Raw genomic sequence first — 17,028 nt, 5'->3', positions numbered from 1 at the left:
TTCTATTCCGGGGGCGGGTGAAGGCGATGAACGATACGTTTCAAACATCCTCTTAACTCTCGATTAATGTCCAAAAGTAACCATCAGGAGCAGTAAAAGAAAAGCTACGATCGCCAAATTCATCCAAACAAATTTCAGTCACATTTCGAGCAGAACTTGCCTGAATGCGATCGCGATATTCCTCAACCTCCCCAACTCGATAGGTATATAAGGACATTCCTAAACATCCAGGTTGTGCCTTCTCAAACTGCTCTGGGACTACAGATGCTTCTGGAAATCTCACAATGTACAATCGTCCAGAGCGTGCGGCTTGCCAATCCGTTGTAGACGATCGCGGATCATCAAATGCAGTCACAATAAACTTCTCGCCGGGTTGCAAATCAAAAAACACGCGCCCCGCCTCTGAAAACTCATAGAACGTTTCTACATCGTCCCGCACTCGCAACAAGCCTAAAACATCTTCGTAAAACTGGATGGTTTCCTTGCTATCATCCTGAACAATCATGCCCATGTGAGTGACTTGGCTGGCTTTGAATGCAGATTGTTCATTGATCTGCCCATAGTTTGGCACACTATACCCAAAGCGTTGAAATAAAACCTGTCGCGTCAAAGGCTGCAATAGTAGGGCTTCACGAACCCCGATCGTATCGTCTAGAAACGGGCGCATCTTGCGATCTTTGTTGTAAATGATCTCCCAATACGGCATTGTGTAACGAATTGGAAATCCTGCGCGATCGGCTTCTTCTGCCTGATTGAGAATCGTTAGCACATCTGCTGTCATCGTCGTTGCCCAACGATTACCTCTGACTCGCATTGAAGCTAGCCCTAAGCCTTCATTTCGGGGATGCTCCCACTGCATGAGTCGGATCAAACCATGATCCGCCGTTTGATGAGTCAGTCGCACTGAATGCAAAGCAGAATTTGATTGATATAACCGTTGAGCGCTCTCGGCTGAAAGGCTACCTGTTTGATCCACACTGTAGCCAAACTGCTGCCAATACGCGATCGCGCGATCGATATCAGAGACTCCAATGCACACATCGTAAATGCCTGTAATCATGTTGCTACTTCTCTCTGTGCGGCTTGTTTCTCAAAATACTGTTGATGATCCTCTGTCGCTAACCAATAATCAGCAGCAGGTTGAATTTCAGTCACAATTGGCTTGTCATAGCGGTTTGAACGATCTAAAGCAAGCTTAGATTGGCGCGCGATCGTGGCTTGTTCCGAGGTGTGATAGAAAATCACAGAGCGATACTGATCGCCTCGATCTGCACCTTGTCGATTTAGGCTAGTTGGATCATGAATTCGCCAAAACACATCCAGTAAAGCCTCATAACTCACCTGTGCTGGATCATATTCAACCTGGCAGACTTCCGCATGCCCAGTAATTCGCGAGAGCACATCCAGATAGCAAGGATTCTCGAAATGTCCACCCATATACCCAACAGAAGTAGATTTCACGCCCGAAATCTTACGAAATGCGGCTTCTACCCCCCAAAAACATCCTGCTCCAAACGTTGCTTTTTCCATATCATCTCTCTGAAACGCTCTACATCCAGAATCGCATTCTATAGATACCCTAACCAAGAAGCAGCCCAAGCGATCGCGGCTCCACCAAGTACCAGCCAGACGGCACTGACTCGAAATCGAATCGCAAGCAAGGCACTCATGAGTGCGATCATAGTTGCTAAAACATCGATAAATGGAGCTGACGATTTTCCAAGCGTTGCGATCGCGAGTTGCACCGTTACGACAACCATTAATCCGACCGCACTGACATTCACTGCATCTAAGAATGCCGAAGCCCATTCAGAACGACGTAAGAGCGGAATCACAGGATTCAGCACCACGACGAACACAAACGACGGTAAGAAAATTCCGATCGTCGAAACAATCGCCCCAGGAATTCCTCCGATTACATAGCCAATGAATGTTGCTGTCGAAAGAATTGGACCTGGTGTAAATTGACCAATTGCGATCGCATCGAACAATTGCTGCTGAGTTAACCAACCCAAATTGTCAACAAACGATCCTTGAATAAAGGCAATTAAGACATATCCACCCCCAAACAACACACTTCCAATCTTCAGAAATGTCCAGCCTAATTGCCAGAGTGAGAATGGAACGGTAGTCAGCCCGACTGCTGCCGTTGCTTTCAGAGCCGATGTAAGCGTCAACCCTGTGATCAATAAATTCGCCTGCTCGTTTGATCGATCGTGCGGTGTTTTCAGCCAGAGCATTCCCAGAAAGCCACCGAGCAGCAAAGCGACAATTTCACTCACACGAGCGAACCAGACGAGCAAAATCACGATCAGCGCGATCGCAAATAATATGCGATTCTTCACTGCTTTCTTGCCCAATCGCCACAGGGCATCAACGACGATCGCGAGTACCGCAGGCTTAATGCCATAGAGCAAAAAAGCAAGCTGTGGCAGCGCACCCAACGCAACATAAGCCCAGGCAAATCCGAGCGTAATCAGCACCGCAGGCAGAATAAAACACACCCCTGCTACGATCAGCCCTAACCAACCTGCATAGAGATACCCAACATGAATAGCAATCTCAGTCGAATTGGGACCTGGAATCAAGTTAGTCGCCCCAATCAGATCGAGGAACTCTTCGCGCTTGAGCCATTGTCGCTTCACGACGACTTCCTCTTCCATCATGGCAATGTGGGCATTTGGGCCACCAAAGCCAATTGTGCCAAGTTTCAGAAAGAGGTGCGCAAGTTCGATCAGTCGAGCAGAATGTAATGAGGAAGACATAACCTAAATTCTGTAATAAGACTCAGGATATAGTCTCTGAAAATACAGTTTCATCTTCTTTTCTCCAAGCCGGATCAACGATACAGATAAATACGATCGCTTCGGTTCCAGTATTGCGAAGGAATTGAACCGCATTCGGCGGAATATAGACCGCATCTCCAGGCTCAATCATTTGCAATTCGTTATCGATCGACATTTCTCCTGTGCCGCTCAGAATGTAGTAAACCTCAGAAGTCGTGAGTGAATGCGGAAGTGAAGTTGCACCAACAGGCAAAATTGCATGAGCGAGACTATAGCGCAGATTGATCGGTTGCTTATCGGGGTGTAAAAGCTCACGTAGGATCGTTTGATCTCCTGCAAAAAATTCTTCACACTCATCCAATTTTCGGATCAACATGATCTGCCCACCTCTCAATCAAGCGTTAGTTTCCTTAATCTAAACTAAACGTGGATTGCACGATCGACACTCCAAGTAGATGGGCGTAATTCAACACCAGTTCGGCAAGTTCTCTCGCTCCGTTCTATCTCGCCCCGAATTCATTGGGTTTCAACCTACTTCGCACAGTTAGGCCCGTATTTTCAATGCGGGGCGGGATGCAAACGAGAACGACTTATTTACCGCGTCTCACATAACCCGTGCCATTTAGCCAAATCGCACTTTTGGGATCTTTGGGATCGGTAATAATGATGCGATTTTCTGTCGTCCCATCGTCGTAGTTAATTCGCAAGACTAACCCATCGATTTGGTATCGTCCCCGTTGGTTCGGTGCGACCGAGGAGGTAACGACACTACTGCCCCCACTTGATGCGGATGAACCCGCACCATTACCTCGTACAATTCGACCATCTGGAAAAAACGTGTAAGCACGCCACGCTGCCACAGAAGCACTTCCACCGATCGCGACGTTGCCCGTCCCGGAAAGAGATCGATAGGTTCCATTTAAGCGAAACTGACTCGGTAAAGATTGATAAGTCGTGGGAAAAGGGAGTGCCTTCCATCCCTTAGCAGTCTTTAACTGCACCCGTCCGCCGCTGCGCTGCCACTGCGTCCAGTCTTCAGGATGGGCGCGTCGATAGGCATCCAGGCCACCTGCATACATCAAACCTTTGACATCGGTGAGCGCTTCGCCATTCCGAAACAGCACAACCGGATAGATATCCTGCGTCAAGAATCCGCCAACGCCCATCATGGTTCGCATATTGAAACCAAAAGAGTCGATCGTCGCAACTACCTTGGAAACATCAGAGTCAGATTTAGACGACATCGCTGTTGGATTGCTTGAACGATTCGTCGTTCTAGACCCAGAATTTGTGACCTGCTGTGGCTTGGTATTGTTCGTCGATGGTGAACCTGCGGTTGCGACTGTGGGTGAAGCAAGCCGTGTAACCGATACAGCAAGATTACAGGGATCAGCATTGGGCTGTTTCTGAGTCAGAGCAGTGAGCAAAATCGAAGCTCCTTTGTCCAGTTGGCGCTGCATATCCGCGGATAGCCCCTGAATTTGAGTCCGAAGCGCAGTCACATTTTGTCCCTTTTCCCAAGCAGCGATAGATGCGGATTCACTAGCATTAAAACTCCGCCCTGCTGCACATTGAGTAGACAACTGATCAAACACTTTCACAATCAGAGCAGCACGGGCAAAGGATTCGTCGATCGCTGGCTGTTTCTGCGCTCTAGCCACTGTAGATAAACCAAGCACAAGTCCAGCGGCAAGCACAATACTCAGCCGCGAGCCTAAAAAAATCGTGGATGTTTTCATATTGCTTAAAAATCAATGACATTCCGACTTGGATCACACCCTTGGAACCAAAGAGAATGAACTCACTTGTTCAAAACTCAAGCGTTTCTAAAAAAGTTTGTCTGGAACTACTACCTTCACAATCCAGCACCCAATTCAAGCCACCATTAAAGCACAACACAGAACATCAGAGGTAGAGTTAGAGGTAGGATAGTTGCCAAAAGCGATGATGTCTCACAATGAGATCTCACAATGAGCGATCGCTCTTTCAGTTCAACGATTCAGATCAAAATAGATGAAACCTCAATTTAACTTCTTTCAGCACTGGTATCCGCTTACTCCTATTGAAGATCTGGAGATCAATCAACCTACCGCAGTCACCGTACTAGGATTACGGTTAGTCATCTGGAAACCGAAGTCTGCTGAGACGTTTCAAGTATTCTTGGATCAGTGTCCTCACCGTCTTGCTCCACTCAGCGAAGGGCGAATTGACGAAAAAACGGGAAATTTGATGTGTAGCTACCACGGCTGGCAATTTGACTTGCAAGGCGTTTGTACTCAGATTCCCCAAGCGGACAATCCAGAATTAGTCAGTAAAAATCAAGATAATTTATGCGCGATCGCGTTTCCGGTGCAACAGCAGCAAGAGTTACTTTGGGTTTGGCTCGATCCAGCATCTCCTGAGCAAGCTGCACAAACTCCGTTGCCTTTATCGCCTCAGATCGATGCAAGTAAAGGCTTTGTCTGGTCTTCTTTCGTGCGCGATCTAGAATACGACTGGCAGACCTTAGTCGAAAATGTCACTGATCCGAGTCATGTGCCTTTTGCACATCACGGAGTCCAAGGCGATCGCAATAAAGCCGCCCCAATGCCCATTAAAATTGTGCAATCGACACCCGAACGGATTGAAGCAACTGCTTCAGGGCGATTTCCTGCAACAATTACGTTTGAGCCTCCTTGCCGTTTAGAGTATGCCATTCAGTTTGGGGATAGCGGCAAGCAAGTGGGACTCGTGACCTATTGCATTCCTGTGTCTCCAGGAAAATCGAGAATTGTCGCTCAGTTCCCGCGCAACTTTGCACAAGCCCTGCATCGATTTACGCCGCGCTGGTGGGAACATATCCAGACGCGCAATCAGGTGCTAGATGGAGATATGATTTTACTTCAGCAGCAAGAGTATTTTTTGCATCAAAAAACGCGCACCGAAAGTTGGAAAACTGCCTATAAGTTACCGACGAGCGCAGATCGTTTAGTCATTGAGTTTCGCAACTGGTTCGATCAATATTGCCAAGGACACCTGCCGTGGAGCGAAGTTGGACTCGAAGCACAACCGCGCTGGAATGATCATCGTGAGCAGGTTCTCGATCGCTATCAACAACACACACAGCATTGTAGTAGCTGTCGTAAAGCACTCTTAACGATCGATCGCTTACAGATAGCACTCTTAATTTACTTTGCGCTCACAGTCGCGATCGTTGCACTTTTGCCAGATGCGCTCCGATTGAAACTCGGTCTACCCGGCATTGCGATCGCAGTTTTGGGGCTAGGCATTTATGGTGGACTAAAGTTTTGGCTTCGTCCGAAGTTTTACTTTGTAGATTACATTCATGCACAGAAATGAGCTTGCAAGATTTTGGGCTTGAGTTCCAATCAGAGATCGAGGATCGTCAAAGATTAAGACGTATAGATTTACGTCGATCGTTTGGAAATTGCTGAGTGCTTATGGTAGTCAGTATTGACCAATAATATCCATAATTCCAGAGGTCATGATGTCGATCGACTACTCAAAAGCCGCAAAGTATGCCCTCTTCTGTAAAAAAGTCTACGAAAACTTTGATACAGTTCGTTTTGACGGCATCACTCTCACTCCAGTCTTGATCAGCGAAGCGAAAACAGATACGCAGTGCGCCATTCTCACCGAAGGAACATCTGCCACGATCGTCTTTCGAGGTAGTGATTCGTCTCAGGATTGGGAAACTGATTTTACTACACGATTAGAGCGCGCCCAGTTTGATCAAAATGTGATTCAGGAGTTAATTGTCGAACCTAAAGAGAAAACCTATCCTTATGCAACGAAGAATAGTTCAAACGCGCAGATGCATAGCGGGTTTGTAGCGGCTTACTTTGCCGTTCGCAATCAAATTCATGATTACATCAAGACGAGTGAAGTCACGAATGTGGTTACGACTGGGCATAGTTTAGGGGGAGCATTGGCAACATTGTGTGCCGTCGATCTGCAATACAATTTTTCAGCAAAGATTACGGTCGAATCTTATACTTACGGTTCACCCGCAGTGGGAAATGGTGGATTTCGAGATTCCTACAATGAGCGGGTTCCGAATACCTATCGAATTGTTCATGGAATGGATCTCGTGCCAGAGCTACCGCGATGGTGGCAAGGTTATAAATCAGTCGATAAGGAAATTCGGATTGGCAAACGCTTCAGTCTAAACTTTATTAGCCAACGGTTCAAAGATCACGCGATCGACTGCTACATCAACGTGCTCAAACAGTTGGTGAAATAGAGAGATGAAACAGCAAAAGCCAGACTATCACTGGCTTTTCAATTCAGTTCGATGAAGAAGTTTTAGATTACAATGCAAGTCTAAAGCGGGGTTTAGCAACCATAGCCTGCGCCCGTGAACACCGATTTCAACTGGTTTCCTTGTAATTCGTAAAGGCTGAAAGTAATGGCTTCATACCCATTGTTCTGAATCAGTACTTCTTGTTGACCATCTCCATTTGCATCGATCGTGCCGACAATTTCATAGATTCGTCCAGCCTCGATAGCAGGCACAAAGTAAGGAACAGCCTGAGATGAAAGAAGTTGCGGTTGAGACGCGCTATAGCCTAACCAAACATTGGCATAGATTGAGCTAACAGTTGGTCGATCTCGGTTGGGTTGAACCGCTCGTGCCGAAGCTTTCCTTAACTTTCCAAACACTTCTGGCTGACCATCGCCATTGAGATCAAACACTCGGAGTTCAACGAGTGTGACTGTTCCTTGAACTGATTTTGCCTGTGGGTTCTTGGCGATTTCGTTTGTCCCAATCCGGATTAAATCTTTGCGATATTGATCGAGTTGGGCACGAGTTGGGCGAACTGTTGTAGCCGGGGTCGTTACTTTTGCAGCGATCGCGGAACGCCAAGTTTCATCAAATTCTTGACCATTGAAGACCCCACTTGAGGTTCTTTGGCTAGCGCGAGGAAGCTGATTAAATGCGAGGTTGAGATCTGACTGTCCCGCAAGCTTTCCTCGTCCAACTAAAACCGCAGAACAAGCAAATTGACCTACTCCCAGTCGATCGACGCTGAATTTGCCCAGGGCATAACCTGGATTCGCGATCGTCAAAGTCGGATTCGTATTGAGCACACTGTTTGCCGCATTGCGCTGAACGATCTCTGCTTCTTTTGAATCTTCTCGAACTTCTGGAGTTACGTCGAGGCTAGCATCGGTGTAGCGTCCGTTCCTGTATTGTGCGATCGGATAAATTTCTCCTCGATACTGTTGATTGAGATTGTTACGTTTGAGCATGAAAAGCCCAATGAGATTATCTTGCACAGGTTGTGCCGAAGGTTGAGAGACTGCGCGCGGTGAAGAATTTATAACGGCACAACTTACTAAAGTCAGAGCAGTGCCAACCAAAGAAAACAATTTTAAGTTTGTCATTTTCGGGTGTCTGTAGCGTTAGAGTTTAGCGAGATGGCGTTGTCGAACTGTCAAGGGTCATTGATTGACAAACGGCATCCTCTAAAAACAGGAATCTCAATTTTTCCTAAACTGATGGAGATTGCATAAGTAAAGACACACGAGCAGAAGAGTAGGTTCCGTAAATGGTTGGGCTACTAGAAATTTGGTGGGGAGTGGGGAGTGGGAGACTCTATTTCGCTGGACTTGCTCCTCGATCGCGAGTCCGCCAGCGCAGGACAAGCTGTGTAATCCGAGAAATTCCAAATCCGAATAATCCAATCACCAATAGTCCTGCTAGCGCTGGAACTGTAAAAGCCAAAACCGACAATGCAGTCGCAATCACAAGTTCAATCGCTGCAAAAATCGGATTCGTCAAACCTCCTGAAGCTGCTGTTGAAGTTCCGCGCAGCAGATTTGTGAATAGCTTCGTAATTCCGGCTGTTCCGCCTCCAGCAACGATCGCTAACGTCCATTGAATCAACGGATTCATATCCGGCGAAACCGATGCTGCCACAATCGTGCCGACAATCATTGCGGCTGGAGTGGCTAAAACATCGAGGGCATGGTCAAACCAAGGAATTGAGTAACCAATAATTTCGAGGACGGTTGCGATCGCGAATAACGTCAATGCCTGCTGATTCTCAATCCAATCAAAACTGCTCGGCAAATCGTAGTGTCCCAAAACCGAGAACGCACTCAGCGCTAGCAGTGGCACAAAGACGCGAAATCCTGCCGCTGCACTCAAACTGATGCCCAGAAGCAATTCAATCACCGTATGAAGAGTCAAATCCACAGCATTTTCCTCAAGGGCTTTAACTCTTAAATGTAGATCGCACTCGTCAATATTGCAGTCGTAAATCCGGCTCAATTCTGGTGAGAAATCCCACCCGGACAGCAATGCAGTTTGCTTCGACAATTCAAGTGAGCCTATGGAGTAAAAAAATGAACCGCCTAGAACAAGGATGCGAATGTTGTCAGCAGGGTGAATTTCTAACAGCGATCGCCCATTTCGATCAAGCGATTCAAGCCGTTCCAACCTGTGCGACGGCTTGGAACTATCGAGGGAATGCACTCTCCGGATTAAAGCGCTATGCCGAGGCATTGAGAGATTACGATCAAGCGGTCTTTCTAAAGTCTGACTATCATGCAGCCTGGTTCAATCGGGGAGCCATGCTAACTGAAATGGCAGCCTATGGCAACGCTATCGCGTCTTACGATCGCGCCATTCAGCACAAACCCGATCCGGTTTATCTCCACGCGCGAGCCTCGATCGGCATCAAGCAGCAACTGATCTTTACGTAAACTAACCGCCGCTAATTTTTGCCTTATATCCGAGTCCTGTTAAGAGTTGTACTAACTTCTGAGCATGATCCCCTTGAATCTCGATCGTGTTCTCTTTCACTGATCCCCCAGTTCCACACTGCGCTTTTAATTTCTTCGCCAAATCGCTCAGCGTTTCCGGCTTGCTTTGGAACCCAGAGATCACCGTCACCGTTTTCCCCCCACGACCTTTGCGTGACACCTGCACCCGAAGATTTTGCTGATTCGGAGGCAAATCGGGAACCGCCCGCTCGAACACCTCCTCTGAATTGCCAAACTCAGAGTAAACAATGCGATCCTGCTTGCCTGTGCCGGAACCGTTGCGATCGGTGGGTTTCTTCGCCATAAATGAATAAATGTTACAGAGCAATCGTAATGTCAATCTTAAAGAGTCTGTGTCTCTAGAGTGAAAATGATAGAATTTCGATCATCGTCACCTTCAGAAGTTGAGTATACTGCTCAAGTTTAGGATGTGACTGGGTGCAGTGGAAATTATCCCGCCGCAAAGATACCGATCAACTTGAATTTAAAAAAACTTCTATTACTCGTGCAGACCCAGAAGCACCAAAAGATCGAACTCAGTACGGATTATCCCTGTCCGTGCCGCCGTCGCGGTCGCCTTGTCCCGATCGCGCTAACTGACGCATTTGGCTGTGATCGCTGTCAGCAGATCTTCGTCCTCGAAGAAAACGGCTACGTGATCGAACAACTCGCAACCAGCTACCCCTATAAGCGATCGTGGCGTTGGACAGGTCACCAGTGGAATATTGTCCAGCCTGGACTTGGAGACAGTTATTTACCCCTAGCACTCGGTATTCTCCTAGTGCTGTTGAGTATTTGGCTACCCGTTGCGCTTCATTCGCCGTCCGGAGCCAGTATTATGTTGTGGGCGATCGTAGCGCTGGTGTTAGCCGTGCTGCCCGCCTTAATGGTTTGGTTAGCCTATCGGCGGTAAGCCCAATGACAACGGATTCTCTGGGAGCATTTGACCCGATTTCAACGCTGCGATCGGCTCATACAACTTCGCTGGCTTTAGCGGCGACAAGTGGTGTGAACCGGAGTCGGGCAGTGCAGGCAATGGCGCAAGCGTTGTGTCGTCGCCAAATGGATATTTTGGAGGCGAATACGCTCGATCTCGAAATTAGTCGAGAGATGGCGATTTCAGACTTGCTGCTGGAATGGCTGAAATTAACTCCGGAGCGGATTCAAAATACAGTGCAAATTCTCAATCGCCTGAGTGAGTTACCTGATCCGATCGGGCGGGTCATGCCTGCCAATTTTCAAGTCGATCGCGCTCAGACCTATTCGCAGTTGATGCCGCTTGGAGTCGTCGCCCTGATTTATGAAGCGTTTCCAGAACTCAGTGCGATCGCGGCTGGATTGTGTATCAAAACAGCAAATTGTCTGGTGCTGCGAGGTGGAAATGAGGCGAGCCACTCGAATAGTGTAATTGCTGAAACGCTGGCACAGGCTTTAGAAGATGAAGGACTCCCGATCGAGAGTGTGCAACTGCTTCCCGGCGAAAGTACGCCGATTCGGGATTTGATTAGTCAAGATCGCTATCTCAATCTGATCATTCCTTACGGAAGACCGAGCCTAGTGCAACAAGTCGTAAGACAGGCAACGGCTCCAGTTTTACGATCGGCAATGGGCAATTGTTATTTATATTGGTCGCCGTCGGGCAGTTTGGATCTGGCGCGATCGATGATCGTCGATAGCCATTTGAGTGAGCCTGATCCGGTCAATGCGATCGAGAAAGTTTTAATTCATCGACAGCAAAATTTTTCGTCTCTCGTGATGCTGTGGGATAGCTTGCGCGAGAAAGGATTTGAGATTCGAGGTGATGTGAATTTAGTCGAACAATTTCCAGGCTTGCGACTAACAGAAGATGTCGAATGGGGACAGGCTTATCTCGATCGTATTGTCAGCTTTAGAATGGTAGATGGCTTGACTAGCGCGATCGATTTGATCAATCACTACAGTAGTGGTCATGCCGATTGTTTAGTCAGCGAATCTTATCAGGAGAGTCGGCAGTTTGCCCTCGGGGTGAATAGTGCTTCAACTTATATCAATACGTCGCCTCGGTTTTATCGCAATCCGAAGCGAGGCGATGCAATCTTTCTCGGCATGTCCAATCAGAAAGGACATCGACGCGGATTGATTGGACTAGAAACCTTAACGACCGTGAAACATATTGTGCAAGGCGTTGGAAGCTAGTTTAAGCCTAATCCAATCTTTCTACTTTCGTACCAAAAATATCCTTGGTCGATATCGTCCTCCGCTTCAGGAGTGAGCGTAATCCTTTTAGCCATGTTTCTCAATAATGCGCCGTTTCACGTCCTCCCACGAACGACCTGTAGAAGGATCGGCTTGATAAGCTGCTTTTCTACGATCCAGTTCGTCTTTCTGCCAATCTGTGAGAGGAATATCTTCTGCTTCTATGCTGTCCCACAGATCTTGCACTAACAAGAGACGTTCAGAAGGACTGAGTTTGAGCAAGTCTGCATGCTCAGTATTAATCATGGGGATCGCTCGATTCAATATCTTTGTTGTACTGCAAAACTTGCGAAGCCTCAAGATGTCGTAGTTCCTGGATGTACTTCCCCAACGAGCACCTTATCTACTCGATTTCCATCCATATCCATGACTTCAAACCGCAGGGTTTCCCACTCAAAATGATCAGCAGCAGTGGGAATTTTTCCTAAATACATCACCACAAACCCGCCTAAAGTCTGATAGCTCCCCCGTTGCTCTCCCGGCAATTCCTGATCTTCAATATGGAGAATTTCCTTGAATTGGTAAATCGGTAACATGCCATCAAGTAACCAAGTTCCATCCTCGCGCTGAATCGCTTGAGGTTCTGCCAACTCTTCAACGGTGGGAATGTCACCGACGATCGCTTGTAGGACATCCGTCAACGTCACTAAGCCCTGAATCACGCCATACTCATCGACTACAAATGCGATTTGAGTTCCGGTTTGCTTAAATAATTCCAACACTTTCAGCGCGCGAGTACTTTCTGGCACAAACACGGGAGGTTGCAGCGAGGTACGAACATCCAGAGATTGACCATACATAGTTTTAACGAGCAGATCATAGGTCTGGACAATACCCAGCAGATTGTCGAGTCCACCCTGACACACTGGAAATCTTGAATGAGCGCTTTCCATCATTTGGCGGCGAATTTCGTCTTCGGAATCTTCTAGATCAATCCAGGTGATTTCTAAACGAGGAGTCATCAGCGAACTGACTCGACGATCGCCCAATCGAAATACCCGTTTCATGATGTCCTCCTCTGCCTGCTCAAACATCCCCGCTTCGGTTCCCTGCTCGATCATGACGCGGATTTCTTCCTCAGTGACGGGCGGATCATCCGAGGGACGAATTCCCAAAAATCGAACTGCGACATTCGTTGAAGCACTGAGCAGGTAGACGATCGGAGCCGCAGCTTTTGCCATCAGACTCATGGGGACGGCTGCCCAGGATGCAATCTGCTCCGGTGAATTCAGCGCGACGCGTTTGGGAACTAATTCCCCGACAATCAGCGTTAAATACGTCAAAGTCAGAATTGAAATCCCGAAAGAAAGCGGCTGACTATACCCACGTAAAAATGGAATTGAACTGAAAAACGGTTCTAATTGTTTTGTTAATGCCTGTTCCCCAAATGCACCCGATGCAATCCCAATCAACGTGATCCCGACTTGAACGATCGCTAAAAAATTGTTCGGTTCTTCAGCCAAGCGGAGTGCGGCTCTTGCTCGGGTATCACCTTGATTGGCGTTTTGCTGAAGTCGGATTTTGCGAGCCGAGACGATCGCTAACTCGGACATGACAAATAGCCCATTTGCTAGCGTCAGTAACAAAATAATCAGTAAATCTGTAGTGAACGAATTCATCGGGGAATTTGAAAAAGCTTAAATCCGACCGTATTAGTGTATCCCTGAATGGTGAGTTCATTGAGGCGAGAGATCTTCTGCCAACCAGCAGAAACGGGATTCGATACAATGTAAAGACTCATTTCAGCTCCTCTTGTCCGACATGGCTTTTTCTTCGATTATTCGCGCACTGGGTCGATCGCCGCTCACGGCAGAACTCCTGAGCAAACTGAAACAAAATTCGACACTGAATTTGAGTGGTCTTTCTCGTTTGGCGAAAGGAATTGTCGCTTCGACGTTGGCACAGGCAAGCGATCGCACGCTTTTAGTCGTAACTTCGACTTTGGAAGAAGCCGGGCGATGGAGTGTCCAGATGGATGCGATGGGCTGGAATACGGTGCATTTTTATCCCACATCGGAATCTTCGCCGTATGAACCGTTTGACCCGGAAGCGGAGATGACTTGGGGACAGTTGCAGACGCTCGCGGATCTAGTAAAAGCGGGAGAGAAGATTGCGATCGTGGCAACCGAGCGCGCGCTCCAGCCCCATTTACCACCGCCTGCCGCTTTTTTGCCCTATTTTCTGACGTTAGAGAAAGGAAGTAGCCTCAATCTCGCTCAGTTAAGCGATACGTTGGCGAAGTTGGGATATGAGCGATCGAACTTGGTCGAGACCGAAGGGCAGTGGAGCCGCAGAGGCGACATTATTGATGTGTTTCCCGTTGCCGCAGAACTCCCTGTGCGCTTAGAGCTATTTGGCGACGAGTTGGATCAGATTCGGGAGTTTGATCCGTCTACGCAGCGATCGCTCGATCGCGTCACGCAAGTTACCTTCACACCGACGAGCTTTAGCCCGATTATTCAATCTGCACTCGGAGAAGACGTTCTCGATCTTCTCTCACCTGAAGACCAAGAGCGATTTGTAGAAGGAACACCGATCGAAGGAATTCGCCGCTTTTTAGGCTTGGCATTTGAGCAGCCAGCTTCTTTGCTCGACTATTTACCTGAGAATACGCTGGTGGCACTCGATGAGCCAGACATGGCACAAGCCCACAGCGATCGCTGGCTGGAACATGTCGAAGAGCATTGGCAAGAAGTTAAGCCGACTGTGCCCAAGATTCATCGATCGTTCGAGGATTCGCTGGTCGAATTGGCAAGGTTCGAGCGGATTAATCTCACTGAGTTAGCAGAGGTCAACAATGGTCTGAACCTTTCAAGTCGTCCGGTTCCAGCAATTCCGCATCAGTTTGCGCGATTAGCCGAGACATTGAGGGGGGAACGCGATCGTAACTTTGCAATTTGGCTCGTTTCAGCACAGCCTTCTCGCTCGGTTGCATTGCTTCAAGAACATGACTGTCCGGCACAGTTCGTTCCGAATCCGAAAGATTATTTAGCGATCGAGAAACTGCAAATTCAACACGTTCCTGTCGCAGTCAAATACTCTGGCTTAGCAGAACTTGAAGGGTTCATTCTACCGACGTTTCGCTTAGTCGTCGTTACAGATAAAGAATTCTTTGGACAGCAAACGTTAGCAACTCCAACTTATGTTCGCAAACGTCGCCGAGCCGCATCAAAACAAGTCGATCCAAACAAGCTAGAGCAAGGCGATTTTGTCGTTCACAAAAGTCATGGCATCGGGCAATTTATCAAGCTCGAAAGCTTGACGATTAACAATGAAACTCGTGAATATCTCGTTCTGAAGTATGCAGACGGATTGCTAAGAGTCGCTGCGGATCAACTCGGTTCACTCTCGCGTTTTCGAGGCATGGGCGATGCTAAGCCTGAGCTAAACAAGATGTCGAGTAAAGCTTGGGAAAAAACGAAAAGCAAAGTTCGCAAAGCCGTTAAAAAAGTTGCAGTCGATTTGCTACAACTCTATGCACAACGCGCTCAGCAGCAAGGCTTTACTTATCCGGTTGACATGCCTTGGCAGCAAGAGATGGAAGATTCTTTCCCTTACCAGCCCACACCGGATCAGTTAAAAGCAGTTCAAGATGTGAAGCTCGATATGGAAAGCGATCGACCCATGGATCGCTTAGTTTGCGGTGATGTTGGCTTTGGTAAAACTGAAGTTGCAATTCGAGCGATTTTCAAAGCGGTGACGGCTGGAAAGCAAGTTGCGTTACTCGCACCGACGACTATTCTGACTCAGCAGCACTATCACACAATCAAAGAACGGTTTGCACCCTATCCGATTCAAGTGGGATTGCTCAATCGATTTCGATCTGCTGAAGAACGCAAAGATATTCAGCGTCGAATGATCACAGGTGAACTTGACATTGTTGTCGGAACCCATCAGCTTCTCGGAAAAGGCGTTGCATTCAAAGATTTAGGCTTACTCGTGGTCGATGAAGAACAACGATTTGGAGTGAATCAGAAAGAGAAGATCAAATCCCTGAAAACGCAAGTTGATGTGCTGACGCTCAGTGCAACTCCAATTCCGAGAACCTTGTATATGGCACTTTCAGGGGTGCGAGAAATGAGTTTAATTACGACTCCACCTCCTTCGCGTCGTCCGATTAAAACGCATCTCTCTCCTTACGATGGGGAAATGGTGCGATCGGCAATTCGCCAAGAACTCGATCGTGGTGGACAAGTCTTTTATGTCGTGCCGCGGGTCGAAGGAATTGAAGAGATTTCAGCGCGCATTCGAGAAATGATTCCGGGTGTGAGAATTGCGATCGCGCATGGTCAGATGCCCGAAGCCGAACTCGAATCGGTGATGCTAACGTTTGGAGCAGGCGAAGCAGATGTCTTACTCTGTACAACGATTATCGAATCTGGGTTAGACATTCCCAGAGTGAATACGATTCTCATCGAAGATGCTCAGAAGTTTGGCTTATCGCAGCTTTATCAGCTTCGAGGTCGAGTCGGGCGGGCAGGAATTCAAGCTCATGCCTGGTTGTTCTATCCAAAGCAACATCAACTCTCAGATAATGCCAGACAAAGGCTTCGAGCTTTGCAAGAATTCACCCAGCTTGGATCGGGCTATCAATTAGCGGTTCGAGACATGGAAATTCGAGGAGTCGGAAACTTACTGGGTGCAGAACAATCGGGACAGATGGATGCGATCGGGTTTGATCTCTACATGGAAATGCTGCAAGAAGCGATTCAAGAGATCCGAGGTCAAGAGATTCCGCAAGTCGATGATACTCAGATTGATCTCAGTCTGACGGCGTTTATTCCCGCCGATTACATTCCCGATCTCGATCAGAAAATGTCCGCTTACCGTGCGGTTGCTGCAGCTCAATCCAAAGCTGAGTTGATGCAAGTTTCAGCCGATTGGATTGATTGGTATGGACAGATTCCACTCGCTGCCCAGCAATTGCTAAGAGTCATGGAACTCAAGCAAATTGCGAAAAAGCTCGGTTTCTCGCGCATCAAGCCAGAAGGCAAGCAGCATGTGATTTTAGAGACTCCAATGGAAGAACCCGCTTGGAATCTGCTGAAAGAGAACTTACCCGATCATTTACGATCGCGCTTTGTCTTCACGGCTGGAAAAGTAACTGTACGCGGTTTAGGTGCGCTAAGTGCCGATCAACAATTGACCAATTTGATCGATTGGTTAGGTCGAATGCAAGGAGCGTTACCTGAGCCTGCGCTGATGGGGGCGAGTAAGTGAGTGAGGTGTCGTAACA

16 protein-coding genes are annotated in these 17,028 nt (G+C 47.7%); 6 read left to right on the top strand and 10 right to left on the bottom strand.

From position 1 onward, the window contains the following. Positions 1-52: 52 nt before the first annotated feature. The 5 genes from ACMUEV_RS21095 to ACMUEV_RS21075 form a co-directional block, all read right to left on the bottom strand. Positions 53-1,060 (bottom strand): VOC family protein, encoded by a 1,008-nt coding sequence (locus ACMUEV_RS21095; protein WP_190651657.1) that lies wholly within the window; start codon positions 1,058-1,060, stop codon positions 53-55. Beyond that, a complete protein-coding gene (gene msrA, locus ACMUEV_RS21090; RefSeq protein WP_190651655.1) occupies positions 1,057-1,530 on the bottom strand; it encodes a peptide-methionine (S)-S-oxide reductase MsrA in 474 nt (157 codons plus the stop codon). The genes ACMUEV_RS21095 and msrA overlap by 4 nt, the downstream gene beginning before the upstream one ends. A 38-nt stretch (positions 1,531-1,568) precedes the next feature. Next, the gene (gene chrA / locus ACMUEV_RS21085; protein WP_190651653.1) at positions 1,569-2,765 is read right to left on the bottom strand and encodes a chromate efflux transporter; all 1,197 of its coding nucleotides are present in this window, start codon (positions 2,763-2,765) and stop codon (positions 1,569-1,571) included. Between the two features lie 22 nt (positions 2,766-2,787). After that, positions 2,788-3,162: a cupin domain-containing protein gene (locus ACMUEV_RS21080; RefSeq protein WP_190651651.1), complete on the bottom strand. Its 375-nt coding sequence runs from the start codon at positions 3,160-3,162 to the stop codon at positions 2,788-2,790. Between the two features lie 214 nt (positions 3,163-3,376). Next, complete coding sequence (locus ACMUEV_RS21075; RefSeq protein ID WP_190651649.1) at positions 3,377-4,525, bottom strand: hypothetical protein; 1,149 nt, start codon at positions 4,523-4,525, stop codon at positions 3,377-3,379. 274 nt (positions 4,526-4,799) lie between these two features. Here ACMUEV_RS21075 and ACMUEV_RS21070 point away from each other — a divergent pair, with 274 nt between their 5' ends. Then, complete coding sequence (locus ACMUEV_RS21070) at positions 4,800-6,125, top strand: Rieske 2Fe-2S domain-containing protein (protein WP_190651647.1); 1,326 nt, start codon at positions 4,800-4,802, stop codon at positions 6,123-6,125. Between the two features lie 145 nt (positions 6,126-6,270). Further along, positions 6,271-7,029, top strand: a complete 759-nt coding sequence (locus ACMUEV_RS21065; protein WP_242044460.1) for a lipase family protein — start codon at positions 6,271-6,273, stop codon at positions 7,027-7,029. A 92-nt stretch (positions 7,030-7,121) separates the two neighbouring features. Here ACMUEV_RS21065 and ACMUEV_RS21060 read toward each other — a convergent pair whose 3' ends face one another. Next, on the bottom strand, positions 7,122-8,066 hold the full coding sequence (locus ACMUEV_RS21060) for a hypothetical protein (protein WP_348251570.1): 945 nt from the start codon (positions 8,064-8,066) through the stop codon (positions 7,122-7,124). 319 nt (positions 8,067-8,385) lie between these two features. Then, a complete protein-coding gene (locus ACMUEV_RS21055) occupies positions 8,386-9,111 on the bottom strand; it encodes a DUF4126 domain-containing protein (RefSeq protein ID WP_242044456.1) in 726 nt (241 codons plus the stop codon). Positions 9,112-9,137: 26 nt separating this feature from the next. Between ACMUEV_RS21055 and ACMUEV_RS21050 the strand changes: the two genes are divergently transcribed. Beyond that, entirely contained in the window at positions 9,138-9,497 is a 360-nt protein-coding gene (locus ACMUEV_RS21050; protein ID WP_242044455.1) for a tetratricopeptide repeat protein, read from the top strand. A gap of 1 nt (position 9,498) precedes the next feature. Here the strand turns inward: ACMUEV_RS21050 and ACMUEV_RS21045 are convergent, their stop codons facing one another. Then, complete coding sequence (locus tag ACMUEV_RS21045; protein WP_017287333.1) at positions 9,499-9,861, bottom strand: translation initiation factor; 363 nt, start codon at positions 9,859-9,861, stop codon at positions 9,499-9,501. A 201-nt stretch (positions 9,862-10,062) separates the two neighbouring features. Between ACMUEV_RS21045 and ACMUEV_RS21040 the strand changes: the two genes are divergently transcribed. After that, positions 10,063-10,470: a hypothetical protein gene (locus ACMUEV_RS21040; protein ID WP_026148526.1), complete on the top strand. Its 408-nt coding sequence runs from the start codon at positions 10,063-10,065 to the stop codon at positions 10,468-10,470. A 5-nt stretch (positions 10,471-10,475) separates the two neighbouring features. After that, positions 10,476-11,732, top strand: coding sequence for a glutamate-5-semialdehyde dehydrogenase (locus tag ACMUEV_RS21035; RefSeq protein ID WP_190651640.1), 1,257 nt, complete (start codon positions 10,476-10,478; stop codon positions 11,730-11,732). 87 nt (positions 11,733-11,819) lie between these two features. Here ACMUEV_RS21035 and ACMUEV_RS21030 read toward each other — a convergent pair whose 3' ends face one another. Continuing rightward, complete coding sequence (locus tag ACMUEV_RS21030) at positions 11,820-12,038, bottom strand: addiction module protein (protein ID WP_017287329.1); 219 nt, start codon at positions 12,036-12,038, stop codon at positions 11,820-11,822. A gap of 50 nt (positions 12,039-12,088) precedes the next feature. Then, a complete protein-coding gene (locus tag ACMUEV_RS21025; protein WP_190651638.1) occupies positions 12,089-13,411 on the bottom strand; it encodes a hemolysin family protein in 1,323 nt (440 codons plus the stop codon). A 142-nt stretch (positions 13,412-13,553) separates the two neighbouring features. Between ACMUEV_RS21025 and mfd the strand changes: the two genes are divergently transcribed. Next, positions 13,554-17,012: a transcription-repair coupling factor gene (gene mfd, locus ACMUEV_RS21020; protein ID WP_190651636.1), complete on the top strand. Its 3,459-nt coding sequence runs from the start codon at positions 13,554-13,556 to the stop codon at positions 17,010-17,012. Positions 17,013-17,028: the final 16 nt, after the last annotated feature.

The sequence above is a fragment of the Leptolyngbya sp. FACHB-1624 genome, from assembly GCF_047649235.1.
Lineage (GTDB): Bacteria > Cyanobacteriota > Cyanobacteriia > Leptolyngbyales > Leptolyngbyaceae > Leptolyngbya > Leptolyngbya boryana.
The sequence above is the reverse complement of the archived record's forward strand: the minus strand, read 5'-3'. Positions and strand labels throughout refer to the sequence as shown.